The 24,694-nt window shown below is 73.0% G+C and carries 20 protein-coding genes and 2 pseudogenes; 5 read left to right on the forward strand and 17 right to left on the reverse strand.

From position 1 onward, the window contains the following. The first annotated feature begins 1 nt into the window (after nt 1). Nucleotides 2–3,385 carry an SAV_2336 N-terminal domain-related protein gene (locus ACFWA7_RS03275; protein WP_385820539.1) on the forward strand — a complete coding sequence of 1,128 codons (3,384 nt, stop codon included), beginning with the start codon at nt 2–4 and terminating at the stop codon, nt 3,383–3,385. A 19-nt stretch (nt 3,386–3,404) separates the two neighbouring features. On the opposite strand, the gene ACFWA7_RS03280 is transcribed toward ACFWA7_RS03275, so the two are convergent. From ACFWA7_RS03280 to ACFWA7_RS03345, 14 genes and pseudogenes are all read right to left on the reverse strand, one after another. Beyond that, a complete protein-coding gene (locus ACFWA7_RS03280) occupies nt 3,405–3,902 on the reverse strand; it encodes a methylated-DNA--[protein]-cysteine S-methyltransferase (protein WP_385820541.1) in 498 nt (165 codons plus the stop codon). 11 nt (nt 3,903–3,913) lie between these two features. Next, complete coding sequence (locus ACFWA7_RS03285; protein ID WP_385820614.1) at nt 3,914–5,383, reverse strand: DNA-3-methyladenine glycosylase 2 family protein; 1,470 nt, start codon at nt 5,381–5,383, stop codon at nt 3,914–3,916. A gap of 622 nt (nt 5,384–6,005) precedes the next feature. Further along, complete coding sequence (locus ACFWA7_RS03290; RefSeq protein ID WP_385820543.1) at nt 6,006–6,536, reverse strand: O-acetyl-ADP-ribose deacetylase; 531 nt, start codon at nt 6,534–6,536, stop codon at nt 6,006–6,008. Next, nucleotides 6,533–7,948: a phytoene desaturase family protein gene (locus tag ACFWA7_RS03295; RefSeq protein WP_385820545.1), complete on the reverse strand. Its 1,416-nt coding sequence runs from the start codon at nt 7,946–7,948 to the stop codon at nt 6,533–6,535. The genes ACFWA7_RS03290 and ACFWA7_RS03295 overlap by 4 nt, the downstream gene beginning before the upstream one ends. Nucleotides 7,949–8,089: 141 nt before the next feature. Continuing rightward, a complete protein-coding gene (locus tag ACFWA7_RS03300; RefSeq protein WP_385539518.1) occupies nt 8,090–8,926 on the reverse strand; it encodes an inositol monophosphatase family protein in 837 nt (278 codons plus the stop codon). A gap of 69 nt (nt 8,927–8,995) precedes the next feature. Continuing rightward, nucleotides 8,996–9,414, reverse strand: a pseudogene (locus tag ACFWA7_RS03305) (gamma-glutamyltransferase); the annotation flags it as partial. 4 nt (nt 9,415–9,418) lie between these two features. Next, nucleotides 9,419–9,571 (reverse strand): annotated as a pseudogene (locus ACFWA7_RS03310) (cytosine permease); the annotation flags it as partial. Between the two features lie 102 nt (nt 9,572–9,673). After that, nucleotides 9,674–10,672, reverse strand: a complete 999-nt coding sequence (locus ACFWA7_RS03315; protein WP_385539516.1) for a TIGR03842 family LLM class F420-dependent oxidoreductase — start codon at nt 10,670–10,672, stop codon at nt 9,674–9,676. A gap of 16 nt (nt 10,673–10,688) precedes the next feature. Next, nucleotides 10,689–12,095: a dihydropyrimidinase gene (gene hydA, locus ACFWA7_RS03320; RefSeq protein WP_385539514.1), complete on the reverse strand. Its 1,407-nt coding sequence runs from the start codon at nt 12,093–12,095 to the stop codon at nt 10,689–10,691. A gap of 124 nt (nt 12,096–12,219) precedes the next feature. Continuing rightward, the gene (locus ACFWA7_RS03325) at nt 12,220–13,503 is read right to left on the reverse strand and encodes an aspartate aminotransferase family protein (RefSeq protein ID WP_385820547.1); all 1,284 of its coding nucleotides are present in this window, start codon (nt 13,501–13,503) and stop codon (nt 12,220–12,222) included. Further along, nucleotides 13,500–14,342, reverse strand: coding sequence for a nitrilase-related carbon-nitrogen hydrolase (locus tag ACFWA7_RS03330; protein WP_385539511.1), 843 nt, complete (start codon nt 14,340–14,342; stop codon nt 13,500–13,502). Before ACFWA7_RS03330 ends, ACFWA7_RS03325 begins: the two co-directional genes overlap by 4 nt. 118 nt (nt 14,343–14,460) lie before the next feature. Next, a complete protein-coding gene (locus ACFWA7_RS03335; protein ID WP_385820549.1) occupies nt 14,461–14,982 on the reverse strand; it encodes an HAD family hydrolase in 522 nt (173 codons plus the stop codon). Between the two features lie 46 nt (nt 14,983–15,028). Further along, nucleotides 15,029–16,408: a hypothetical protein gene (locus ACFWA7_RS03340; protein WP_385539507.1), complete on the reverse strand. Its 1,380-nt coding sequence runs from the start codon at nt 16,406–16,408 to the stop codon at nt 15,029–15,031. 179 nt (nt 16,409–16,587) lie between these two features. Then, nucleotides 16,588–17,829 (reverse strand): alginate lyase family protein, encoded by a 1,242-nt coding sequence (locus ACFWA7_RS03345; protein WP_385820551.1) that lies wholly within the window; start codon nt 17,827–17,829, stop codon nt 16,588–16,590. 158 nt (nt 17,830–17,987) lie between these two features. Between ACFWA7_RS03345 and ACFWA7_RS03350 the strand changes: the two genes are divergently transcribed. Next, nucleotides 17,988–18,239 (forward strand): helix-turn-helix domain-containing protein, encoded by a 252-nt coding sequence (locus ACFWA7_RS03350; RefSeq protein WP_101390849.1) that lies wholly within the window; start codon nt 17,988–17,990, stop codon nt 18,237–18,239. A gap of 136 nt (nt 18,240–18,375) precedes the next feature. On the opposite strand, the gene ACFWA7_RS03355 is transcribed toward ACFWA7_RS03350, so the two are convergent. Continuing rightward, complete coding sequence (locus ACFWA7_RS03355; protein ID WP_385539503.1) at nt 18,376–18,843, reverse strand: winged helix-turn-helix transcriptional regulator; 468 nt, start codon at nt 18,841–18,843, stop codon at nt 18,376–18,378. A 140-nt stretch (nt 18,844–18,983) separates the two neighbouring features. On the opposite strand from ACFWA7_RS03355, the gene ACFWA7_RS03360 reads away from it, so the two are divergent. The 3 genes from ACFWA7_RS03360 (at nt 18,984) to ACFWA7_RS03370 (ending at nt 21,848) form a co-directional block, all read left to right on the forward strand. Next, a complete protein-coding gene (locus ACFWA7_RS03360) occupies nt 18,984–20,153 on the forward strand; it encodes a thiolase family protein (protein ID WP_385820553.1) in 1,170 nt (389 codons plus the stop codon). 71 nt (nt 20,154–20,224) lie between these two features. Then, complete coding sequence (gene map / locus ACFWA7_RS03365) at nt 20,225–20,992, forward strand: type I methionyl aminopeptidase (protein WP_385539499.1); 768 nt, start codon at nt 20,225–20,227, stop codon at nt 20,990–20,992. 199 nt (nt 20,993–21,191) lie between these two features. Beyond that, the gene (locus ACFWA7_RS03370; RefSeq protein WP_385539497.1) at nt 21,192–21,848 is read left to right on the forward strand and encodes a DUF4360 domain-containing protein; all 657 of its coding nucleotides are present in this window, start codon (nt 21,192–21,194) and stop codon (nt 21,846–21,848) included. Nucleotides 21,849–21,921: 73 nt separating this feature from the next. Here the strand turns inward: ACFWA7_RS03370 and ACFWA7_RS03375 are convergent, their stop codons facing one another. Both ACFWA7_RS03375 and ggt read right to left on the reverse strand, forming a co-directional pair. Next, nucleotides 21,922–22,629, reverse strand: a complete 708-nt coding sequence (locus ACFWA7_RS03375; protein WP_385539495.1) for a glycoside hydrolase family 75 protein — start codon at nt 22,627–22,629, stop codon at nt 21,922–21,924. A gap of 167 nt (nt 22,630–22,796) precedes the next feature. Next, complete coding sequence (ggt, locus tag ACFWA7_RS03380) at nt 22,797–24,593, reverse strand: gamma-glutamyltransferase (RefSeq protein WP_385820555.1); 1,797 nt, start codon at nt 24,591–24,593, stop codon at nt 22,797–22,799. Between the last annotated feature and the right edge of the window lie 101 nt (nt 24,594–24,694).

Genomic DNA, 24,694 nt, shown 5'->3' on the forward strand with positions numbered 1-24,694 from the left:
CGTGCCGCGCGCGGAGCCCTCCGACGCCCTGGCGGGACTCGCCGCCCTGGTGGGCCACGAGCTGTCCACGCACGAGCTCCTGGACACGCTGTGGCTGGCCGCCCGGCTGCCGAGCGGCGCCGCGGCCCCGCTGGCGAGCGCTCTGGCGCCGGACCGGGTGCGGCAGCCGGGCCCGGGGGCGTGGGCGGGGCCGCCGACACCGCCCGAAGGCACGGTGGTGCCGCCCGGGCTCGGGGAGGGCGACGCCAAGGAAGGGGCCGGCTCCCAACCGCCGCTCCCCACCCAGCTGTTGGGCGCCCTGCACGCGGCGGCGGCCGCCCGCGGCGCCCCCGAGTTCACCGGCGCGACCGCCTCCCCGCGCGGCCCGGAACGCGGCGCCGGGGCGCTGCCGGTGCGGGTGCCCGAGGAGAAGGCGCTCGGCGACGGGGAGCTGCGTCTGAGCCGGTCCCTGCGGTTGCTGAAGCAGCCCCATCCGGGCTCGCACTTCTGGGAGTTCGACGAGGAGGCGACCGCCACCGCGATGGCCGAGAGCGGCCTGCCCGACGTGGTGCTGCGGCCCGCGCGGCGCCGCTGGCTGGATCTCACCCTGCTCATCGACGACGGCCTCTCGATGCTGCTGTGGCGCAGGCTCGCCACCGAACTGCGGTCCGTCTTCGAGCGGCTGGGCGCCTTCCGCGACATCCGGGTGCACGGCCTGGACGCCCGCTCGGACACCGCGCCCGGCCTCAAGGTGCGCCCCTTCGACCCCGGCGGGCCGCTGCTCTCCCCCGCGTCCGCCGCCGACCCGTCGGGCCGCACCCTGGTCCTGGTGATCAGCGACGGGGTGGGGGCGTGCTGGCGGGACGGGCGGATGCACACCGCCCTGGAACGCTGGGCCCGGCAGGGCCCGACGGCGGTGGTGCACGCGCTGCCCTCCCACATGTGGGACGCCTCGGGCATCCGCGCGGAGCAGTGGTCGGTGACGACGCGGCGGCGCGGCGCGGCCAACCACACCTGGGAGGTGACCGACCCGCTGCTGCCGCCAGGCCTCGGCGACCGCTTCCCGGGGGTGCCCGTCCCCGTACTGGAGCCGTATCCCCCGGCCGTCGCCACCTGGGCGCGTCTGGTGGCCTCGCCCGGGGCCAGCGCGGAGCTGCCGCTGCTCGCGCCGCCGGGCGTGCGCGGCCTCCGGGGCGAGGCGGCCACCCGGGGCACGGACCCGGCCGACGCGGTGCTGCGGTTCCGGGACGCGGCCTCCCCGCAGGCGTACCGGCTCGCCGCGCACCTCGCGGCCATCTCGCCGCTGACGGTGCCGGTGATGCGGCTGGTACAGGCAGCCGTGCCGTGGCACTCGGACACCGCGCACCTGGCCGAGGTGTTCCTCGGCGGGCTGATGCGCCAGGCCGAGCCGCCCGGCGCCGGACTCCCCGCCCAGCACCGCCGCTTCGGCTTCCTCGACGGCGTCCAGGAGATCCTGCTCGACACCGCCTCCCCGATCGACCTGCTGCGCACCACCCGCGCGGTGACCGACCGCCTGGCCACGCTGGTGGGCCGCTCCCCCGACTTCCCGGCCTGGCTCGCCCACCCGTCGGGGACGGGCGAACTCCTGCCGGGGACAAGGCCGTTCGCCTGGCTGGAGGACCGGCTGCTGACGCATCTGGGCGCCCGTCCGATGGCGTCGGTGCCGCCGCCCCCGGCGGTCACCGAGTACGAGGAGGTGCGGCTGCCGTCCGGTCTGGACAGGGCGCCGTCCTGGCTGCCGCTGCGGCTCCAGGACCTGCACGGGCTGGGGCCGTACGCGCTGCTGATGCGCCAGGACACCGGCACCAAGCCCGTCGCGTACATCGGCGCGGACATCGACGGCCAGGAGGTGCTGCTGCGGGTCGCCCACACCTCGGACCCGCCCGTCGCCCGCGAGCTGCTCGCCACCGAGTACCGGGCGCTGCGGCGGATGGACGGGGTGTACGCGCCGGGGGTGCTCGCCAGCGACCTCGACGAGAGCACGCCCTGGATCGCGCTGCGGCTCGACACGCTCAGCACCGGGCTGCCCGCGCCGACCCTGCGCGCGGTGCTCCAGGCCGCCGGGCCGCTGCGCGACTCCTCGCTCCTCGCCTGGCTGGGCTGGAGCCTGGCGCGGGCGGTCAACCGCTGCCACCGCAGAGGGCTCGTCCACGGTTCGCTCACGCCCGGGACGGTCCTCGTCACCGAGCGGACGCTGCACATCATCAGCTGGGCGTCGGCCCGGATCGACGGCGCCTCCAGCGCGTCCTCGCTGGTCATGCCCAGCAACTCGCCCTACCGGGCGCCCGAGGTGACATCGTGGAGCGAGTCCCGGATCGCCGCCGGCGATGTGTACGCGGTCGGCACCATCCTGCTCGAAGCCGTGACCGGGCGGCACTGGCGCTGGTACGAGCACGACGTGCTGCGCCACCACCCGGAGTTCCGCCGCCTGGAGGAGAGTCTGCGCGATCTGCTGCTGCGCTCGGTGGACGAGGAGCCCGAGGCCCGGCCGACCGCGCGGGAGATGGCCGAGGCGTTCGGCGCGCTGATGATCATGCCGGTGGAATGGGACGAGGAGGACGACGCCGAGGCCGCGGCCGACGCCGAGGCCGCCCCGGAGGACGATTCGGTCCGCGAGGAGTGGATCCGGGCGATCCGGGCGCCGCTGCGCCAGCCGTTGCGGATCGCGGTCCTCGGGGTCAAGGACCGGGCGGGCTGCACCACGACCACCACCGTGCTCGGGGCGATCCTGGCCGAGCAGCGCCAGGAGCGGGTGCTCGCCGTCGACACGGACCGGCACGCGGGCAGCCACATCCACATCGCGCGCCGGGTCTACCGGGCCACGGCGGCCCGGCTGGCCGAACTGGCCCACTCCGCCCCCGAGGTCACCGGCTTCGAGGTGCTGCGCCTCTTCCTCTCCCAGCACCGCTCCGGGCTGATGGTGCTCGCCAACGACTCGGTGTCCCATCCGCCGGCGGCCGGCCAGTTCTCGGACCAGGAGTACCGCACGGTCGCGGAGGTGACGGCGCCGTACTTCGACATCACGCTCGCCGACACGGACAGGTTCCCGCAGGCGATGCTGGAGCTCGCCAACCGGGTGGTGATCGTCTCCCGGGCCGACCCGGCCGGGGTCACCCAGGCCCAGCAGGCCGTCGACCGCCTGGTGGCGCTGGGCCGCCCCGACCTGGTGGCGGAGGCCGTGGTCGTCCTCAACCACAGCCGCCCGGCCGCCGGCTGGACCCTGGACGCGGCCACCATCCGCAGCCTCAGCTCGCGCTGCCGGGGCGTCCTCACCATCCCCCGCGACGGCCATCTGACGACCGGCAGCACGGTGGAGCTGTCGTGGCTGGCGCCGGAGACGTACAAGGCGTTCCTGCGCCTGGGCGCGCTGCTCATGGGCGACTGAGGGCGGTCGGCTGGTGAGGTCAGAACAGCGCGTCCTCCCCCGCCCCCTTCTCGAAGGCCAGCAGCCGCTGCTTGCGGTCGAGGCCGCCGCCGTACCCCGTCAGGCTTCCCTTGGAGCCGATCACGCGGTGGCAGGGGACGATGATGCCCACCGGGTTCTTGCCGTTGGCCAGGCCCACGGCGCGGGAGGCGCCGGGGTTGCCGAGCAGCTGGGCGAGTTCGCCGTACGAGCGGGTCTCGCCGTACGGGATGTGGCGCAGCTGATCCCAGACCGCGCGCTGGAAGTCGGTGCCGCGCAGGTCGAGGTCCAGGTCGAAGTCGGTGAGTTCGCCCGCGAAGTACGCGCCGAGCTGGCGGATCACCTCGGGGAACGGGCCGCCGTCGTCGGGTTCGCCGAACGTCTCCTGGGGCGGGCGGTGGCGCTGGTTCTCCATGTAGAGGCGGCTGAGCACGCCGTCCTCGGCGACGAGGGTGAGCGGGCCGTACGGGCTGTCGGTGACGGTGTGTGTGGTGGTCATCGTGAACGTCCTCACGCAGGGAGGTTGTTGATGGGGTGGTCGTCGGTGGCCCAGAGGTACTGGACGGCGTAGGCCCGCCACGGGCGCCAGGCGGCGGCGCTCGCGGTGAGGGCGGCGGGCGAGGAGGGCAGGCCGAGCGACTGGGCCGCGCGGCGCACTCCCAGGTCGGAGGGGAGGAAGGCGTCCGGGTCGCCGAGCGCCCGCATCGCGATCACCTCGACGGTCCAGGGGCCGAAGCCCGGCAGCTCCAGGAGCTGGGCCCGCGCCCGGTCCCAGTCGGTGTCGAAGCCCAGGGGGATACTGCCGTCGGCCAGGCCCGCGACCAGTGTGGTGAGGGTGGCGCGACGGCTGCGCGGCAGGGCCAGGGCCTCCGGATCGAGCCCGGCCAGCGCCTGCGATGTCGGAAACAGATGGGTGAGGCCGCCCGCCGGGTCCTCGACCGGCTCGCCGTGCGCGGTCACCAGGCGGGCCGCGTGGGTGCGGGCGGCGGCCGTGGAGACCTGCTGGCCGAGCACCGCCCGTACCGCGAACTCCGCCGCGTCGACGGTACGCGGCACCCGGCGGCCGGGAGCCTTGTCGACCAGCGGGGCGAGCAGCGGGTCGGCGCGCAGCCGGTCGTCGACGGCGACCGGGTCGGCGTCGAGATCGAGCATCCAGCGGCAGCGGCTGATGGCGATGGTGAGGTCGCGCAGATCGCTGAGCGAGAGCAGACAGCCGATGTGGTCGGGCCCGGGGATGAGTTCGACGATGCCGTGCCCGTACGGCAGGGAGAGCGTGCGGCGGTACGCGCCGCCGCGCCACTCCTCCACGCCGGGCACCGCTGTGGCGGCCAGATGCCCGAAGAGGTTGTCCGGGTTGAGCGGGGCGCGGTAGGGCAGCCGCAGGGCGATCGAGCCCGGGGCCTGGCGGGCGACGCCCCGCGCGGCGCGGGCGCGCAGCTCGGTGGGGGCGAGCGCGAAGACCTCACGGACGGTGTCGTTGAAGGTGCGCACCGAGGCGAAGCCCGCCGCGAAGGCGACGTCGGCCATCGGCAGGGCGGTGGTCTCGATGAGGATCCGGGCGGTCTGGGCGCGCTGGGCACGGGCCAGGGCGAGGGGTCCGGCGCCCAGCTCGGCGCGGAGCTGGCGCTCGATCTGGCGGGCGCTGTAGCCGAGCCGCGCGGCGAGCCCGGACACGCCCTCGCGGTCGACGACGCCGTCCCGGATGAGCCGCATGGCGCGGGCCACGGAGTCGGCGCGCGCGTTCCACTCCGGCGAGCCGGGCGTGGTGTCCGGACGGCACCGCTTGCAGGCCCGGAACCCGGCCTGCTGGCAGGCGGCGGCGCTCGGATAGAAGGTCATGTTCTCGACCTTCGGCGGCACCACCGGGCAGCTGGGCCGGCAGTAGATACGGGTGGTGAGCACGGCAGTGAAGAACCACCCGTCGAAACGGGCGTCCTTGGACTGGACGGCCCGCACGCAGCGCTCGGTATCGGTGTGCATGGCGGCGGGGGCCGCGGGGGCGGCGGGATTCATGGGTCAAGGATCGGCTATGGGGAGGGGGTGTCGCTGGCAGGAATCCGACATCTACCTTCGGTGGGCTGCGGTGGGCTGGGCTGCGCCGGTCCTTCGGCTGCGGGCCGGTAGTGGCTGATCGCGCAGTTCCCCGCACCCCCAAGGGGTTGGGGGTGCGGTCGCCTGGTGCATCTTCGGCTGCGGGCCGGTGGGGGCTGATCGCGCAGTTCCCCGCGCCCCCAAGGGGTTGGGGGCATGGCGACCGAGAGGCTGATGGGGGTCGGAGCCCCGGCCGTCGAGAGGCTGCGGGGGGCCATCCCTGGCCACCGAAGGCCGCAGGGGCGGCACCAAGTGCTCCTGGGCTTTGCAGCCCCTTTAGCCACGCCCCCCAGGGGCGCGGGGAACTGCGCGACCAGCCCACGAGAGCCCGCAGCCGAACAACCACTCCCGGGAGGGGGCGCGGGTAACCGCGCGACCAGCCCACACCGACCCGCGGCCGAACAACCACTCCCGGGAGGGACTGCCGCACCCCAGGACCGACCCGAGGCCCAACCCCCAGGGGCGCGGGGAACCGCGCGATCAGCCGCATACCGCCCGCAGCCGAACAGTCCTACCCCACCGCCTCCTCGAACGCCCGATACGCCCCCTCGTCGAACAGCACGAAACGGACCTCCTCCACAGACCCAGCCGCGGCAGCGGCCTCCCGCACCGTGCGCACAGCGATGCGCGCCCCGTCGTCCAACGGCCACCCATAAATCCCCGTGGAGATCGCCGGGAACGCCACCGTCCGCGCCCCCAACTCCCCGGCCACCCGCAGGGATTCGCGGTAGCAGGAGGCGAGCAGGGCCGAGCGGTCCTCGTCGCGCTGCCAGACCGGGCCCACGGTGTGGATCACCCACCGCGCGGACAGCCGGCCGGCAGTCGTGGCCACGGCGCGCCCGGTCGGCAGTCCCTTGCCGTAGTGGGAGGCGCGCAGCCGACGGCACTCGGCCAGGATCTCCGGCCCGCCCCGGCGGTGGATCGCGCCGTCGACCCCGCCCCCGCCCAGCAGCGAGGAGTTGGCCGCGTTGACCACCGCGTCCACGGACTGGTCCGTGATGTCGCCCCGGACGAGCACGATCCGGGGGCGCGAAGCACTCATCGCCGGTCAGCCTTCCGCAGAGCCCGCCAGACCGCCTTGGCCGCGTTGTGCCCGGACATGCCGTGCACCCCGGGGCCGGGCGGGGTGGCGGAGGAGCAGAGGAACACCGACGGGTGCCGGGTCGTGTACGGGAACAGCGACAGGGTGGGCCGCAGCAGCAGCTGGAGCCCGCGCGCCGCGCCGCACGCGATGTCGCCGCCCACATAGTTGGCGTTGTGCGCCGCGAGCTGCGGCGGCCCCGCCGTGGCGCGCGCGAGCACCCGGTCGCGGAAGCCGGGCGCGAAGCGCTCGATCTGGCGCTCGATCGCGTCGGTGAGGTCGCCGTCCCACCCGTTCGGCACGTGTCCGTACGCCCAGAACACGTGCTTGCCCTCGGGCGCCCGCGAGGGGTCGACGAGGCTGGGCTGGGCGGTGATCAGGAACGGGGTCTCGGGGGCGGTGCCCCCGGACGCCTGGCTCAGCGCGGCGCCGATCTCGCGGCTGGACGGGCCGATCTGCACCGTACCGGCCCGGCGCGGCTCGGCCGCGGTCCACGGCACCGGGCCGTCGAGCGCGTAGTCGATCTTGAAGACGCCGGCGCCGTACTTGTACCCCTCGTACGCCCGGCCCAGGCCCGCGATCCGGGCGAGCGCGGTCGGTGAGGTGTCGAAGACGTACGCGCGGGCGGGCGGCAGGTCGTCGAGCCGCTTCACCTCGAAGCCGGTGTGGACCGAGCCGCCCAGGTCGCGCAGGTACGCGGCGAGCGCGTCCGAGATCGACTGCGAGCCGCCGCGCGGCAGCGGCCAGCCGTTCTCGTGCGCGGCGAGCGCGAAGACCAGGCCGACCGCGGAGGTCGCCACCCCGGTCAGCGGGGCGATGACATGGCCGACGAGCCCGGCCATCAGGGCGCGCGCCCGGTCGTCCCGGAAGCGGCGCATCGTCCAGGCGTACGGCGGAACACCGTCGATGCCGAAGCGCGCGAGGCCGATCGGGTCGCGGGGCAGGGCGCTCAGCGGCAGCGACATGAAGTCGCGCGCCAGGACGTCCCACTTGCCGATGTACGGCGCCACCAGCCTGCGGTACGTGCCCGCGTCGCGCGGGCCGAACGACGCGGCGGTCTCGGCGACCGAGCGGGCGAGCACGGCCGCGGTGCCGTCGTCGAAGGGGTGCGCCATGGGCAGTTCGGGGTGCAGCCACTCCAGCCCGTACCGGTCGAGCGGCATCCGGCGGAAGGCCGGGGAGCCGATGCCCAGCGGGTGCACGGCGGAGCAGGGGTCGTGGCGGAAGCCGGGGAGGGTGAGCTCCTCGGTCCTGGCGCCGCCCCCGATGGTGTCCTTGGCCTCGAAGACCTCAACGGACAGACCGCGCCTGGCCAGTTCGACCGCGGCGGTCAGTCCATTGGGCCCCGCCCCCACGACGACGGCATCGAGCATCGACGGCACCTTGGACTCCTCACGCCCTTGTGGCCAAGGCACCCAGCATATTCCGGGCCACGGACAATCAGGTCCGGGGTGGGCACGGTTGCGGCAGGAGGCCGCGTGGTGACCCGGGGGCGGGCGCCCGACCGCGCCCGCTCACTCCCCCGCCAGCAGCCCCCGCACCCGCTCCGCCGTCGCCGCGTCCCGGGCGGCCGTGAACGGCAGTGCGTTGCCGCCGGTTATCCGGAACGGCTCGCCCGTCACGGTCGTGTGGGCCCCGCCCGCCTCGGTCACCAGGAGCAGGCCCGCCGCATGGTCCCAGGCGAGTTCCCAGGAGAACGCGACCGCGTCCAGCTCGCCGCGCGCGACCGCCAGGTATTCGAGCCCGGCCGAGCCGCACGGGCGCGGGCGGACGCCGTCGGTGCGCAGCCCTAGCAGCGCGCGCTTCTGGTCCTCCGTCGTGTAGTCCGGGTGGGAGGTGGCGACCTCGATCACCGCGCCGGGCGCGGGCGCCCCCGACCGTATCGCCTCGCCGTTGAACGTCGCGCCGCGGCCGCGGACCGCGACCGCCATGACGTCGAGCGCCGCCCCGTACGTCCACGACGCCAGCACCTCGCCGTGGTGGGCGAGCGCCACCAGCGTGCAGAAGCCCTCCTCGCCGCGCACGAACTGGCGGGTCCCGTCGACCGGGTCGACGATCCACACCGGCGCGTCGCCGCCCAGTGCGTCGTACACCGACGGGTCGGCCGCGACGGCCTCCTCGCCGACGACGGCCGAGCCGGGCAGCAGCTCGGTCAGGGCCTCGGTCAGGAACTCCTCGGCGCGCCGGTCGGCGACCGTCACCAGGTCGTGCGGGCCGCTCTTCTCCAGGACCTCGTGCGCGGCGAGCTGGCGGAAGCGCGGCATGATCTCGACGGCCGCCGCCTTGCGGACCGCCTCTTCGACGTCGGACGACCGGTCTTCCAGAAACTCTGTGAGCAACCCTTCGATCATGCGTCCAGCAAAACATGCCCCACTGACAATCGGCGAACACGGTCCCAACCCCGGGCGTCATCGAGGTAACCCCTCGCGCCAGATGCGCCGGGCCGCCTCGATCTGCCGCACCCGGCCGTCGCCGGTCGCGGACGCGCGCGCAGGGGCGGACTCCGCGAGGACACGGCGCCAGGTCCGCGCCAGGGCCGGGTTGCGCAGCAGCCGCCCCGGGCGCGGGGCGCGGCCGCCCGGCAGATACACCGCGGCCGAGGAGTGCCACTCGCTCTCGAAGAGCGCGCGCACGCCGTCCACGGGCTCCCCGACCCGACCCGCTCGACGGGCGGATGCCCGTCCTCGGCGTATCCGATGGCGTACTTCAGTACGTCGGCGAGCGGTTTGGTGCCGTGGTCGCGCAGCAGGAGCATCCAGGCGTCGAAGGCGCCGGGCACGGCGGCCGCGAGCGGGCCGGTGCCGGGCACCAGGTCAAGGCCGAGCGAGCGGTAGTGGGCGGCCGGGGATGTTGTGCGCCATGCCGACCCAGAGGGCGGCGAAGTTGTACGTGGTCCAGCGGCGTTCCTCGGGTGGCACCGGCCGGAGGTCGTCGTTGACGAAGCGGCTGTCCTGCGGGGCGGTGTCCGTCGGTATCGCGGTGTCGGTGATGGGCAGGCCATTCGTTCGGGGGACGAGGAGGGAGGGCGAACGGGCCGTGGGAGGGGACGGGGTACGGGAACGGGGGCGCCCGGTGCGGGCCGGGCGCCCCCGAACGGCTCAGCTGAGCGCCGGGATCACCCGCTCCCCGTACGCGTCGATGACCGCTTCCCGTGCGTCGTGCATCGCGTACACCGCGAACTGGTCGACACCCAGGTCGCGCAGCGCCTTCAACTTCTCGATGTGCGCCTCGACGGGGCCGAGGAGGCAGAAGCGGTCGACGATCTCGTCGGGGACGAAGGCGGTGTCCGGGTTGTCGGTGCGGCCGTGGTGGCTGTAGTCGTAGCCCTGGCGCGCCTTGATGTAGTCGGTGAGCGCGTCCGGCACCAGGCCCGAGTGCTCGCCGTACCGCGACACCAGGTCCGCGACGTGGTTGCCGACCATGCCGCCGAACCAGCGGCACTGCTCGCGGGCGTGGCCGAGGTCGTCGCCGACGTAGGCCGGGGCGGCGACGCAGATGGTCACGGAGGCGGGGTCGCGCCCGGCCTCCACGGCGGCCGTGCGGACCGCCTTGACCATCCACTCCGTCAGGAACGGATCCGCGAGCTGGAGGATGAAGCCGTCGGCCTTCTGCCCGGCGAGCGCCAGCGCCTTCGGCCCGTACGCCGCCATCCAGACGGGCAGCTTGCCGTCCCTGACCCAGGGCAGCTTCAGACGCTGCCCGTCGACCTCGGCCTCGCGGCCCTCCGCGAGCTCGCGGATGACGCCGATGGCTTCGCCGAGGCGGGCCAGGGTGTTGGGTTTGCGCCCGGCGACGCGCATCGCGGAGTCGCCGCGGCCGATACCGCAGACGGTGCGGTTGCCGTACATCTCGTTGAGGGTGGCGAAGGTCGAGGCGGTGACCTCCCAGGTCCTGGTGCCCGGGTTGGTCACCATCGGGCCGACGTGCATCTGCCGCGTGTGCTCCAGGATGCGGCTGTAGATGACGAACGGCTCCTGCCAGAGGACCGCCGAGTCGAAGGTCCAGCCGTAGCGGAAGCCGTTGCGTTCCGCGCGGCGCATGAGGCCGACGACGGTCGAGGCGGGCGGGTCGGTCTGCAGGACGAGTCCGAAGTCCATGTGGTGCTGCTCCTGGTTACTGGCCGAGGTACTGGGAGGTGGCCCGCGGGGTGTAGAGGCCGTGTCCGGCCCGTCCGGTGAACTGCCGTTCGTGGACGACGAGTTCGCCGCGCGAGAGGACCGTCTCGACGCGGCCGGTGATCCGCCTGCCCTCGTACGCCGAGTAGTCCACGTTCATGTGGTGGGTCTCCGCGGAGATGGTCTGTTCGGCGTGCGGGTCGTAGATGACGACGTCGGCGTCGGCGCCTGGTGCGATGGTGCCCTTCTTCGGATAGAGCCCGAACATCCGCGCCGGGCTGGCGCAGGCGATCTCGATCCAGCGGCGCCGGGTGAGGTGGCCGTCGAGCACCGCCTGGTGGAGCAGGTCCATCCGGTTCTCCACGCCCGGCAGACCGTTGGGGATCTTGGAGAAGTCGCCCCGGCCGAGCTCCTTCTGCCCCACGAAGCAGAACGGGCAGTGGTCGGTGGAGACCACCTGGAGGTCGTTGGTGCGCAGCCCCCGCCAGAGCGCGGCCTGGTGCTCCTTGGGCCGCAGCGGCGTCGAGCAGACGTACTTGGCGCCCTCGAAGCCGGGCTCGGCCAGATTGTCGGTGGAGAGGAACAGGTACTGCGGACAGGTCTCGCCGAAGACCGGAAGTCCCTTGTCCCGGGCGGCTGCCAGCTCGGCGACCGCCTCCTCGGCCGACACATGGACGACGTAGAGCGGCGCCCCGGCGACCCGGGCCAGCTGGATCGCCCGGTGGGTGGCCTCGGCTTCGAGCAGGGCGCGGCGCACCTCGCCGTGGTGGCGCGGATCGGTGCGGCCCGCGGCGAGCGCCTGCTCGACGAGGACGTCGATCGCGATGCCGTTCTCGGCGTGCATCATGATCAGCCCGCCGTTGGTGGCCGAGCGCTGCATCGCCCGCAGGATCTGCCCGTCGTCGCTGTAGAAGACGCCGGGGTACGCCATGAACAGCTTGAAGGAGGTGACGCCCTCCTCCACCAGCAGGTCCATCTCCTTGAGCGTGTGCTCGTTCACATCGGAGAGGATCATGTGGAACGCGTAGTCGATCGCGCACTTGCCGTCCGCCTTGGCGTACCAGGCGTCCAGGCCCTCGCGCAGCGCGTGGCCCGGCGACTGCACGGCGAAGTCCACGATCGTGGTGGTGCCGCCCCAGGCCGCGGCCCGGGTGCCGGTCTCGAAGGTGTCGGAGGCGAAGGTCCCGCCGAAGGGGAGCTCCATGTGGGTGTGGGCGTCGACTCCGCCCGGGATGACGTACTTGTCGGTCGCGTCGATCGTACGGCCGGCGCTCCAGCTCTGCGCCGCGCTCGACCCGTGCGCGGCCAGGGCGGCGATGCGGCCGTCCTCGATCAGTACGTCGGCGTGGATCTCGTCGGCGGCGGTGATCACCAGACCGCCGGTGATCAGGGTGCGGGTACTCATGGGTGGTGCTCCCTTTCGTACACGTACGAGCGCTCCGTGGAGGGGGCGCGGTGTGCTTCGTCTGCGGGCCGTCCGTGGCTGGTCGCGTCACGCGGCGGAGCCGCACGGTCACGGCCCCGCGCCCCTAACTGACACTCCGCAGGGCCCGTTCGAGGACCGCGGCGCCCTCTTCCGCCTCCGCGACGGTGAGCGTCAGCGGCGGGGCGATCCGCAGCACGCTGGTGCTGTGCCCGCCGCCCTTGCCGATGAGCAGTCCGCCCTCGCGCGCCGCCTCCAGCACGGCGGCAGCGGCCTCCGGATGGGCCTCGTCGGTGCCCGGCTTCACCAGCTCGATGCCCGCCATCAGGCCCCGGCCGCGCACCTCACGTACGAGGGGGAGCTGGGCGGCGACGGCCCGCAGCCGCTCCATGAGCAGGCCGCCGACGCGGCGCGCGTTGCCCTGGAGGTCGTGTTCGACGAGGTACGAGAGGTTGGCGAGGCCGGCGGCCATGGTGACCGGGGAGCCGCCGAAGGTCGAAATGGAGTTGGCGTCCAGGCAGTTCATGATGCGGGCGCTCGCCACCACACCGCCGACGGACATGCCGTTGCCGATGCCCTTGGCGAAGGTGAGGATGTCCGGCGGGCCGTTCTCGGCGTGCGCCTGCCAGCCCCAGAAGTGGTCGCCGGTGCGGCCCCAGCCGGTCTGCACCTCGTCGCTGATCCACAGGATGCCGTGCCGGTCGAGGACCTCGCGGAAAGCGGCGTAGAGCCCGTCGGGGGGCGAGGTGAAGCCGCCGACGCCCTGGATGGGCTCGGCGATGAGCGCGGCGACCTCGCGGGTGTGCCCGAGCAGGTCTTCGAGGTCGGCCACACAGGCGTTGATGAACTGACCGTCGCTCAACTCCGCGTAGGGGCCCCGGGAGCGGACGCCCCCGTGCACGTACAGCGTCTGCAGCGGCGACAGGCTCGTCGGGGACCAGGCGCGGTTGCCGGTGATGCCGACCGCGCTGAACGAGCGGCCGTGGTAGCTGTTGCGCATCGCCAGGATCTGGTTGGAGCCGCGGTGGGCGGTGGCGAGCAGCAGCGCGGTGTCGTTCGCCTCGGTGCCGGAGGTGGTGAAGAAGACCCGGGCGTCCGGGATGCCGGAGAGGTGGGCGATCCGCTCGGCGAGCTCCACCATCGGGCGGTTGAGGTAGAGCGTCGAGGAGTGGATGATCCGCCCGGCCTGGTCGGATACCGCCTTGGTGACCTCGGGCAGGGCGTGGGCGGTCATGGTGGTGAGGATGCCGCCGAAGAAGTCGAGATACCGCTTGCCCTCGGAGTCCCAGACGTGGCGGCCCTCGCCGTGGGTGATCTCGATCGGGTGCCGGTAGTAGAGCGCGAGCCAGTCGGGCAGGACAGCGCGGTGGCGGTCGAAGAGGGAGGTCACGGCTTCACCAGCCCTTCGTAGGCGTCGGGCCGCCGGTCGCGGTAGAACGCCCACTGCTGGCGCACCTCGTCGATGAGACCGAAGTCGAGATCGCGGACGAGGAGCTCCTCCTCCTTGTCGCTGGCGGGCTCGCCGACGAACTGGCCGCGCGGGTCCACGAAGTAGCTGGTGCCGTAGAAGTCGTTGTCGCCGTACTCCTCGCGGCCGACCCGGTTGATGGCGGCGATGAAGTACTCGTTGGCCACCGCCGAGGCGGGCTGTTCCAGCTGCCAGAGATAGGCCGAAAGTCCACGCGAGGTGGCCGACGGGTTGTAGACGATCTGGGCGCCGTTGAGGCCCAACTGCCGCCAGCCTTCGGGGAAGTGGCGGTCGTAGCAGATATAGACGCCGACCCGGCCCACGGCGGTGTCGAAGACCGGCCATCCCAGGTTGCCCGGTTTGAAGTAGTACTTCTCCCAGAACCCCTTCACCTGGGGGATGTGGTGCTTGCGGTACTTGCCGAGGTAGCTGCCGTCGGCGTCGATCACGGCCGCGGTGTTGTAGTAGAAACCGGAGCCCTCGATCTCGAAGACCGGGACGACGATCACCATCCCGGTCTCGCGGGCGAGCTCCTGCATCCGCCGCACGGTCGGCCCGTCCGGCACCGGCTCCGCCCACCGGTAGTGCTCGGGCTCCTGCACCTGGCAGAAGTACGGGGCGTTGAAGACCTCCTGGAATCCAATGATCTTCGCACCCTGCCGGGCCGCCTCGCGGGCGTGTTCCTCGTGTTTGGCGATCATGGATTCGGTATCGCCGGTCCAACTGGCCTGGACCAGTGCGGCGCGGACAACAGTGGCCATGAGCTGCTCCTTAGACGGGCCGTCAGCCAGGCATCCACACGCGTAGACCGCGTGTGGAGAGACCGTAGAGCCCGTCACGCACCGTGGCAAGACCATCGCCGTTACGCCACGAAGTCGATCACATTTCCCTCGGTACGGGGGCGGGCAGCCGGGCCCAGTTGCCCCGCCGGGCATGCCTCAGCAGCACCGGGTCGTCGCCGACGACCACCGGGTTGCCCACCTCGGCGAGCAGCGGGAGATCGGCCGCCTCGTCCGCGTACGCGTAGCAGTCGGCGGCGAGCAGGGCGTGCTCGCGCAGCAGGGCGCGGGCCGCGTACCCCTTGCCCTGGCCGGTCATCGGGGCCCTCGGCCGGGCGCAGAGCACGGCATCGGCGCCCAGCTCGCGGGCGACGGGCGCGACGGCCCCGGCGGACGACGGCGTCACCAGGACCACCAGGTGCCCCCGGGCGGCGTGGTCGTGCAGCGCCGCGAGGACCGGCGCGTGCCAGAGACGGCCGAGCGGCGGCCCGGGGCCGTCGTGGTGCGGCTCGGGCAGCTCGGGCACGGCCAGGAGCGTGCCCTCGACGTCGAAGAACGCGGCGGCGGTGGGCGTACACGGCGGACGCGTACGCGGCTGGGCTGTGCGGGAGTCCATGTCCATCGGTACGGACCCTGCCCAGCCGCGCCCTCACCTCAATCCAGCATCTTCAACGTTCTGTTGCAATTCTGGCCACCCGGAAGGCATGGATGACGTCCCGTCGCCGCCCCTCGGAGACCGCACCGGCGGCGGCCAGCAGCTGCGGCCCCAGCCGCGCCGGGGCGTGCGCGGCCAGCTGTGCCGCGTCCTCCGGCGTGCGGACCCGGACGAAGGCGCTCAGCAGTGCGTCCGCCTCGCGCTCGCGCCCGGCGTCACCCAGAGCGAGCACCGCGTCCGCGATCTGCCCGGCGGGCCGGGACACACCCTGGCGCAGCAGCCGGTGACAGTCGGCGCCCTGCCCGGCGGCGGCGAGCGCGGCGGCCGCCGCGGCCAGCCGGTCGGGCGGCAGCGAGGCCGCCTCCCACAGCAGGGTGGCCCAGTCGGCGCCCAGGCCCGCGCGGTGCAGTTCGCCCGCGAACAGCGGCAGCAGGGCGGCGGGTCCGGCGGCCGCCTCGCACAGCACGGCGTGCGCCTCGCCGGTGCGGCCCCGGGCGCGCAGCCGGACGAGCCGGACGACGGCTTCGCGCACGCTCCGGCGCCGTTCGCGGTCGTCCGCCCCCTCCTCCGGCTGCGGCTCGCTCTTCCCCCGGGCGTGCTCGGGGTGTCTGCGGGTGTGCCAACCGCCGCCGAACCGGGCGCCGGTGGGCGCGGCGGCGGCGACCGGCGGCAGTAAGGGGCCGCCGTCCTCCGCCTCGGCCCCGCCGTCCTCCAGTCCGGCGAACCTGGCCCCGCGCGAGGTGCGCCGCGCGGCGGGCCGGGGCGCGGGTACCCGGGGCGCCGGGTCGGTTGCCGCGGGTCCGGCGGGGAGGTCGGGCACTCTGGGCACGCCCGGCCCGCCGGGTTCACCGGGTTCACCGGGACCCCTCTCCCCCTCGGCCGACCCCCTGGGCCGCGCCACCGCCCGATCGCTGAACCAGCCCCGCGGGACCTCCGGGCCCAACGCGGTGATGCGGGCGCGCAGTTCCGCGCAGCGCGCTGTCGCCCGGGCCAGGTCGTCCTGGATCCAGGCCAGTTCGTCCGGGGCGGCGCCCGGCAGGCGGTCGGCCGCGTACGCCTGCTCGCGGAGCATCAGGGCGAGCCGTTCGCGCAGCGCCTCGCGGCCGCCCGGGCGGGCGTCGTACGCGGCGGCGGCCGCGTTGTGCAGCGCCTTCGCCCGTACCGTCTCACGGGCCACCGCCTCCGGGCCGTGCGTCGGCGCGAGGTCCTGGAGCAGCGATTCGACCACGTCCCAGGGCGGGATCTCCCTGCCGTCGAGACAGGCCGCCATGCCGTCGGGGTCGCGCCGCCAGAAGACGCCGCACCAGCCGCCGTACCGGTCGAGCAGGGCCGCCATCCGGCCCATGTATTGCACGAACACCCCGATGTCCACCGGGAGTTGATTAACCGTCATAGCGCAATCCCCCAACCGCCGACTGAACCCCCACGGTCCGTGGGCATTCGATACCCGCCGCATTGCGCCCGTGTTACGCCGAGGTCTTCGCCGCGATACCGGCGTATGGCCGCGCGCCGAACGGGGTGGTGATGGAAGAAGTCGCGCGCCCCCCGACCGCACCCAACGCGCCCCGCCGGTCACACCGCCGAAGCCCGCCCCGGGTTGTCCGCGTGCGTCAGCGTCTCCCAGGCCACGAACAGGTCGTCCGTCCCCGACGGGCGCTGCCGCTCGGCGAGCTTCTCGGTCTCGGGGAGCTTCAGGTGCATCCGGTTGCGCAGGTGGTTGAGGGCGACCTCGACGTCCGGCCCCATCGTGCGCTCCACCTTGCCGCCGCACAGCCACCGCGGGGCCACCTCGCCCAGCTGGTAGCGGGCGTGGAACTCCAGGGCGGCCCGCAGTCGCTCGGCCGTGGGCCCGTACAGGTCGACGCCCTGCTGCCAGGCGGTCTCCGCGATGTGCCCGGAGGCGGCCAGCGAGTAGCCGATGTGCATGAAGTTGCGGCAGGTCTCCTGGCCGAGCCCGTCGGCGTAGGTACGCTGCCCGAACCAGTACGTGGCCAGCTTCTCCGGGGTGTCCATCGTGCCGCCGGGCGGCGGCTTGGGCAGCTTCCCGTCGGACCCGAGGTAGAAGTAGGCGGGGACCCGCGCCCGGTAGCGGCCCAGCGACTCGGTGAACAGTTCGCGGTCCTCCAGGAACACCGCGATCCCGATGGCCGCGTCGGTCATCGCCAGTTCCCAGTTCCCGTTGTAGTCGGGGACCTTGGCGGTCACGGCGGGCAGATAGGCCTTGCGCAGCATCCACTTGAAGCGCTGGACGTCCGCGGCGCCCCACCTCGGGTAGCCCGCGTGCACGATGTCGGCGGCGCGCGCCCACGACGAGCCCGCCCAGGCGGTCTGCAGGCCCGCGTTGCCCTCGGTGTGCTCCTTCATCACCTTCGCCCAGCCGTCCATGATCTCGACGGCCTTGCGGGCGTGCGCCTCGTCGCCGTCGACGGACCAGAGCAGCGCCTGGGTGTACGCGGCGATCGCGTCCTCGCGCTCGGCCAGACACGAGGGCGGCCCGGCGTTCGGCGGACAGGGGACGATCTCGGCGGGGTGCGCGGTGTACGCGAGCGAGCCGTACCGGCTGGTCCGCATCTTCTCGTACGCCGAGCGCCAGGGCTCCCGCCCGGCCCGCACCCTCGCCCGTACGGTGTCCAGCTGGTTCCTGCCGATCACCACACCGGGGTGGTGGAAGGCGGACACGGCGTCCTGGCCCGCCGAGATGGCCGAGACACGGGAGGCGGGGGTGCAGGCGACGGGGGCGCAGACGCCGAACGCGATGAGGGTGGCGAGGGCGGCGGTGCGGCGGGGCCACTTCGGGGCGGGCTGCTTGAGCACGCTTCCACGGTGGGGCCGCCCACCGCGGGACGCAGGATCTGTTGGGCCGACCGGCCCCCAGGGGCGCGGGGCTGTGACATGTGCGCTCCGCCGCGTGGGCGCGACCAGCCACGACGGTCCGCAGCCGGACGAAGGGGTTACGGGACTAGACTCGCCCCATGGTCCGCACCCCTCTCACCCCAGAAGAGCGCGAGCGCGGCGAGCGGCTCGGCCGATTGCTGCGGGCGGCGCGCGACGGGCGCAGCATGAGCGAGGTCGCCGCTGCCGCCGGGCTCTCCGCCGAGACTCTGCGCAAGATCGAGACCGGCCGCGCCCCGACCCCGGCGTTCTTCACCGTGGCCGCGCTCGCCTCCGTACTCGGACTCTCGCTCGACGAGGTCGCCGGGCACTGCACGCCGCTGGCGGCGTAAGGACTCCGCCGGTGGCGATTCGGCTGCGGACCGTGCGGGGCCGGTCGGGCCCGGGCGGCGGAGCCGCACATGTCACAGCCCCGCGCCCCCAGGGGGCTCGACCAGCCGGGGTTGCGTCGGGCCGGCCACGCGCGCATCAGCCCGCCTCCGCGCCCTCCTGCGTCCACCCCGCCACCTGGAACCGCGGAGTGACATCGCGCCGGTGGACCTCCTCGCCGCAGGAGCGGCACATGATGGTGGGGTCCAGGTCCGCGCCGCAGGTGTGCCGCCACACCGTGGGCGGTACGTCCGCCAGGTGGCGGTCGCCCCAGCGCATCAGCATCAGCAGCACCGGGCGCAGCTCCTGCCCCGCCTCGGTGGCCCGGTACTCGTACCGGGCAGGCCGCTCGTTGTAGAGCACCTTCTCCAGGACGCCCGCGTCGACGAGCCGGCGCAGCCGGGCGGTGAGGATGTCGCGGGGGGCGCCCACGTTGCGGGCGATCGCGTCGAAGCGGTGCACGCCGAAGAAGACCTCGCGCAGGACGAGCAGCGCGTACTTCTCCCCCACGACCGCGAGCGCGTCGGCGATCGAGCAGGGGCGGGCGTTCTTCTGCGACGTCGTCATGGCTCCACGGTAAGCCAGGAACGGCAGTGCATTGGATTTTCCAACCCAGCGAGTTACAGTGAATCCAGTTTTCCAACCTACTCGCGGGTAGTGGCACGGGTAGGACCCGAGCAGGACCGATCAGAGCCGAGGAGCACGCGATGCGTGACGCCGTGATCGTGGAAGCGGTCCGTACCCCGACAGGAAAGGGAAAGCCGGGCGGGGCGCTCTCCCGGACGCACCCCGTCGAACTGCTCGCCCACACCCTGCGCGCCCTCGTCGAACGCAGCAGTGTCGACCCGGCGCTGGTCGACGACGTGATCGGCGGCACCGTCGACCAGGTCGGCGAGCAGGCGATGAACACCACCCGGTACGCCTGGCTCTCCGCCGGGTTCCCGGACACCGTCCCCGCGACGACCGTGGACCGCCAGTGCGGCTCCTCGCAGCAGGCCGTCCACTTCGCCGCCCAGGGCGTGCTCTCGGGGGCGTACGACCTGGTCGTGGCCTGCGGGGTCGAGTCGATGAGCCGGGTGCCGATGTGGTCCAACGTGCCGGCCGGCAAGGACCCGTTCGGCCCGGGGGTGGCCGCCCGCTTCCCGGAGGGCCTCGTCCCCCAGGGCATCAGCGCCGAGCTGATCGCCGCGAAGTGGTCGATCGGGCGGGAGCGGATGGACGAGTTCGCCACCGCCTCGCACCAGAAGGCCGCCGCGGCCTGGGACGCCGGACTCTTCGACGCCGAGACCGCGCCGATCGCCGGGCTGACGCGGGACGAGTCCGTACGCCCCACGACGACCCCGGAGATCCTCGCCGGGCTGAAGCCGTCCTTCGTGGACCCGCACTTCGCCGAGCGGTTCCCGCAGATCGACTGGTCGGTGACCGCGGGCAACAGCAGCCCCACCAACGACGGCGCCTCCGCCGTCCTGATCACCTCCAGCGAGACCGCGGCGAAACTCGGGCTGCGTCCGCTCGCCCGGCTGCACGGTTTCGCGGTGACCGGCTCCGACCCCGTCCTGATGCTCACCGGAGTCATCCCCGCCACGGAAAAGGTGCTGCGCAAGGCGGGACTCGGCCTCTCCGACATCGACCTCTTCGAGGTCAACGAGGCCTTCGCGAGCGTGGTGCTCGCCTGGCAGCAGGAGACCGGCGCCGACCTCTCGAAGGTCAATGTGCAGGGCGGCGCGATCGCGCTCGGCCACCCGCTGGGCGCCAGCGGCACCCGGCTGATGACCACGCTGGTGCACGCGATGCGCCGGCGCGGGGCGCGCTACGCCCTCCAGACCATGTGCGAGGCGGGAGGACTCGCCAACGCCACGATCCTGGAATCCCTCTGACGCCCTCTCAGCCCGCGCCACCCGCACGAGCGCCTGCGTGACCACTCCACCCGACCGGTATAGTAATTGGAATGGTAGAGATCAAGACGGATATACAGATGGACGCGATGCGCGAGGCCGGGCGGGTGGTCGCGCGGGCGCTCGCGGCGGCCCGGGACACGGCAGACGTCGGCGTCAGCCTGTTGGACATCGACACGGCGGCCCATGAGGTGCTGCGCACGGCGGGCGCCTCCTCGCCGTTCCTCGGCTACCACCCGGACTTCGCCCCGGTGCCGTTCCCGGCCGTCGCCTGCGTGTCCGTCAACGACGCCATCGTGCACGGCATCCCGGACGGCTACCTGCTGCGCGACGGCGACCTGGTCAGCGTCGACTTCGGCGCGGTCCTGGACGGCTGGGCCGGGGACTCGGCGATCAGCTTCACGGTGGGCCGGGCGCGGACCGAGGACGTGCGGCTGATCTCGACGGCGTACGAGGCGCTGGAGGCGGGCATCGCCGCCGCGGTCGTGGGCAACCGCATCGGTGACATCGCGCACGCGATCGGCAAGGTGTGCCGGGGCGCCGGATACGGCATCCCGGAGGACTTCGGCGGCCATGGCATCGGCCGCCATATGCACGAGGACCCGGGGGTGCCCAACGAGGGCCGCCCGGGCCGGGGCATGGCGCTGCGGCACGGCATGGTCCTGGCGATCGAGCCGATGCTGATCGCGGACGGCACCGACGGGTACTACCCGGCCACGGACGGCTGGACCCTGCGCACGATCACCGGTGTCCGCGCGGCGCACGTCGAGCACACGGTCGCCGTGACGGAGACGGGCCCGCGGATCCTCACTCGGCTCTAGACACTCGGCTGGTCGGTTGAGGGCGTCAACTTCCTTGCCGTGGCCGGAAGTCGGCGCCCTGATCGAGCCACCGGGAGGGGCCCGGAACGGCCGCACCCTGGCTGGTCCGTACCTGTCCCGGAAGGTGACGTTCTGCTGTCATGGTCCCGCCAACCCCCCACAGGAGAACCGGGCTGGCGACATGACCGAAGGGAGCGTCATGTTCAACGCACTGGCCATCGGCGGCGCGGCCGCCGTCCTTCTGGCCGCCCCGCTCAGCGCGTCCGGCCACACCCCCGGCGGCTGGGGCACCCCGCCCCCCGACAAGATCGTGATCGACCTCGTGACCGTCAACGGCTCGGGGTGTCCGGCGGGCACGGCGGCCGTCGCGGTCTCACCGGACAACACCGCGTTCACCGTCACGTACAGCGCCTACCTGGCACAGGTCGGCAAGGGTGCCTCGCCGACCGACATGAGGAAGAACTGCCAGCTCGCGCTGAACGTCCACGTCCCGCAGGGCTTCACCTACGCGATCGCCTCGGCCGACTACCGCGGCTTCGCCCATCTGGAGAAGGGCGCCACGGCGCAGGAGCGGGCGAACTACTACTTCCAGGGCATGTCGCAGACGGTCTACGCCACGCACCCGTTCAAGGGACCGTTCTCCGACGACTGGCAGACCAACGACACCACGGACGTCTCCGCCCTCGTCTACAAGCCCTGCGGTGAGGAGCGCTATCTGAACATCAACACCGAACTGCGGACCGGGGCCGGCACCTCCGACACGGTCAACACGACCAGCTTCATCAGCATGGACTCGACCGACGCCAGCATCAACACCATCTACCACTTCTCGTGGAAGGTGTGCCCGCCGAAGTAGCGCGCACGCGGGCCGCCCGGCGCAGCGCGGGCGGCCCGCACCCCGTCAGTTGTCAGCGATCGGTTGTCGGCGATCAGTTGTCGGCGATGAACTTCTTGGCGAGGTCGTCGCCGAGGGAGACCGCCGCACTGTGGCTCTCGATCGGCTTCGTCTGCGAGTCCTTGAAGAGGATGTACGTGACACCGGACTCGGCGCCGCCGGTGGCCGGGTCGGGGTTTATCCCCAGCGCCTTGGCGGTGGCGTAGGACGCCTCGCCGATGATCTTGGAGGGGCCGCTGTCGCCGACCACCGCGTACTCGACCTTGTTGTTGTAGATGACGGCGACCACACCACCACCCTTTATCCCGGCCGAGGAGTAGTTCCAGATCGAGCTGGAGCTCGGCACGACGACATAGGGCAGCTTCTCGGCGCTCAGCGGTTTGCCGTTGGACTGATGGAAGGCGGTGTCGCCCTGGAACCACGGGTCGGTGCTGGGGTTGCAGGCGGTGGTGGCCTGGCCGTCGCAGTCGACGTCCAGGTCCGCCTTCCAGAACACGGCGCCGTTCTTTCCGCAGACCGGGACCGTCGCGGCGCTCTCGCTGTCGGTCCTGTACTTGCCGCTGGAGATCTGCGAACAGTTCTTCACCTTGGACAGCAGGTCGGCCGCACTGACCGAGCCCTCCTCGGTACGGGTGGGGGCGTTGGCGGCGCGGGCCGCGTCCTGGGCGGTGGCGGGGAGGGCCGCCGTGGCGAGCAGGGCGGCGCCGGATGCGGCGGCGAGGGCGAGCGTTCGAGTACGCACGTGGGGGCCCTTCTGTTAGGAAAGTTTCCTTACCTGACGCGAACAATCTGGTCCGTTTGCATGAGCGCATCAACCCCGGTCACATCAAATGAAACGCGACCCCCGTCCCCTGAGGGACGAGGGCCGCGCCCGCTTCACCCGCCCGGCGGATGGATTCTGACGATGTGTCACCCAGCTGGGCGCACCACCATCGCCGAACCGCCGCCGCGCCGGACCTTCTCGGCCGCCGCCACCCAGCGGCCGTCACTGAGCCGTTCCACCCCGGTCGCCGCGCCGATCACCGGGTTGAGTGTGAACGCCTGTCCCAGCGCCTCCAGTTGGGCCCGCAGCGGGCCGTTGTAGAGCTCGGGCTCCAGCTCCGTCTTCGCCGCGTTGCGCTGGCTGGCGCGCGGGGCCGCGATGGAGTCGACCAGCGACAGGCCCCGGTCGAGGTGCCCGACGAGCGACTGGAGCACCGTGGTGATGATGGTCGCGCCGCCCGGCGAGCCGAGTGCGAGCACCGGCCTGCCGTGCCCGTCGAGGACGATCGTCGGCGACATCGAGGAGCGCGGCCGCTTGCCCGCGCCCGGCAGGTTCGGGTCGTGGACGGCCGGGCTCGCCGGGGCGAACGAGAAGTCCGTCAGCTCGTTGTTGAGCAGGAAGCCCCGGCCGGGGACGGTGATGCCGCTGCCGCCGGTCTGCTCGATGGTGAGCGTGTACGAGACGACGTTGCCCCACTTGTCGGCCACCGTCAGATGCGTGGTGTTCTCGCCCTCGTACGTGGTGGGCGAGGCCTGTCCTGAGGTGGCGCACGGCGCCGGGTGGCGGGGGTCGCCGGGCGCCAGCGGGCTGGTCAGGGCCTTGGTGTCGCTGATGAGACAGGCCCGCGCGTCCGCGAACCCCTGCGAGAGCAGCCCCTTGGTCGGTACGTCCTCGAAGGCCGGGTCGCCCACCCAGCGGCCCCGGTCCGCGAAGGCCACCCGGGTCGCCTCGATGTAGCGGTGCAGATACTGGACCTCGGACGCCTTCGACAGGTCGGTGTGCTCAAGGATGTTGAGCGCCTCGCCGACCGTGGTGCCGCCCGAGGACGAGGGCGCCATGCCGTAGACCTTCAGGCCGCGGTAGTCCACCTTCGTCGGGGCCTGGCGCTTGACCGCGTACGACCGCAGGTCCTTCGCGGTGAGGTCGCCGGGGCGCGCGAGGCGGGGCGAGCCGGATGCGACGGGGGGTTTGCGGACGGTCCGTACGATGTCGCGTCCCAGGTCGCCGCGGTAGACGGCGTCGACGCCCTCGCGCGCCAACTGCCGGTAGGTGCGGGCGAGATCGGGGTTCTTCAGCTTCGATCCGACCACCGGCAGCTGTCCACCGGGCAGGAAGAGCTTCGCGGTGTCCGGGAAGTCCGCGAACCGCGCCTGATTGTCGGCGGTCTGCTGGCGGAAGGTGTCGTCGACGGTGAAGCCGTCGCGCGCGATCCGCTCGGCGGGCTCCAGGAGCCGGCTCAGCGGCTTGGAACCCCAGGCGTCGACGGCCGCGTCCCAGGTGGCCGGGGTGCCGGGGGTGCCGACGCTGAGCCCGCTGGTCACCGCGTCCGGGAACGGGAGCGGCTTGCCGTTCTCCAGGAACAGGGACGAGGTGGCGGAGTGCGGCGCGGTCTCGCGGCCGTCGATGGTGTGCACGGTGCGGGACTTGGCGTCGTAGTAGACGAAGTATCCGCCGCCGCCGATGCCCGACGAGTACGGCTCGGTGACGCCGAGGGCGGCGGCCGTGGCGACGGCGGCGTCCACCGCGTTGCCGCCGTGCTTGAGGACGTCGATACCGGCGGCGGTGGCGTCCACGTCGACGCTGGCGACGGCGCCCCCGTAGCCGATCGCCTCTGGCGTCTTGACGGGCGGTGGCGCGGTTCTCGGCGGGGCGGCCGCGACCGAGGTCGCCACGGCCGCGGCGACGGCTAGCAACGAGAGACTGCGGACGGCGGAGCGACGCATGCGTACCTCCTGGGTGCGAATGTCCGCGCAGCGTAACGCCGCACCCGCCGTCGCGTCAGGACCGTCTCGAACACCGCGCCGGACTCCCGCTAACATGCCCG

Source organism: Streptomyces sp. NPDC059994, assembly GCF_042737755.1.
In the GTDB taxonomy this organism is placed as follows: Bacteria; Actinomycetota; Actinomycetes; order Streptomycetales; family Streptomycetaceae; genus Streptomyces.

Coding starts and splice junctions, on each gene's coding strand:
- ACFWA7_RS03315 (WP_385539516.1), bottom strand. CDS start 10,672: ATGGACTTCGGACTCGTCCTGCAGACCGACCCGCCCGCCTCGACCGTC.
- ACFWA7_RS03330 (WP_385539511.1), bottom strand. CDS start 14,342: ATGGCCACTGTTGTCCGCGCCGCACTGGTCCAGGCCAGTTGGACCGGC.
- hydA (WP_385539514.1), bottom strand. CDS start 12,095: ATGAGTACCCGCACCCTGATCACCGGCGGTCTGGTGATCACCGCCGCC.
- ACFWA7_RS03350 (WP_101390849.1), top strand. CDS start 17,988: ATGGTCCGCACCCCTCTCACCCCAGAAGAGCGCGAGCGCGGCGAGCGG.
- ACFWA7_RS03355 (WP_385539503.1), bottom strand. CDS start 18,843: ATGACGACGTCGCAGAAGAACGCCCGCCCCTGCTCGATCGCCGACGCG.
- ggt (WP_385820555.1), bottom strand. CDS start 24,593: ATGCGTCGCTCCGCCGTCCGCAGTCTCTCGTTGCTAGCCGTCGCCGCG.
- ACFWA7_RS03370 (WP_385539497.1), top strand. CDS start 21,192: ATGTTCAACGCACTGGCCATCGGCGGCGCGGCCGCCGTCCTTCTGGCC.
- ACFWA7_RS03280 (WP_385820541.1), bottom strand. CDS start 3,902: ATGACCACCACACACACCGTCACCGACAGCCCGTACGGCCCGCTCACC.
- map (WP_385539499.1), top strand. CDS start 20,225: ATGGTAGAGATCAAGACGGATATACAGATGGACGCGATGCGCGAGGCC.
- ACFWA7_RS03360 (WP_385820553.1), top strand. CDS start 18,984: ATGCGTGACGCCGTGATCGTGGAAGCGGTCCGTACCCCGACAGGAAAG.
- ACFWA7_RS03290 (WP_385820543.1), bottom strand. CDS start 6,536: ATGAGTGCTTCGCGCCCCCGGATCGTGCTCGTCCGGGGCGACATCACG.
- ACFWA7_RS03335 (WP_385820549.1), bottom strand. CDS start 14,982: ATGGACATGGACTCCCGCACAGCCCAGCCGCGTACGCGTCCGCCGTGT.
- ACFWA7_RS03295 (WP_385820545.1), bottom strand. CDS start 7,948: ATGCTCGATGCCGTCGTCGTGGGGGCGGGGCCCAATGGACTGACCGCC.
- ACFWA7_RS03300 (WP_385539518.1), bottom strand. CDS start 8,926: ATGATCGAAGGGTTGCTCACAGAGTTTCTGGAAGACCGGTCGTCCGAC.
- ACFWA7_RS03340 (WP_385539507.1), bottom strand. CDS start 16,408: ATGACGGTTAATCAACTCCCGGTGGACATCGGGGTGTTCGTGCAATAC.
- ACFWA7_RS03285 (WP_385820614.1), bottom strand. CDS start 5,383: ATGCACACCGATACCGAGCGCTGCGTGCGGGCCGTCCAGTCCAAGGAC.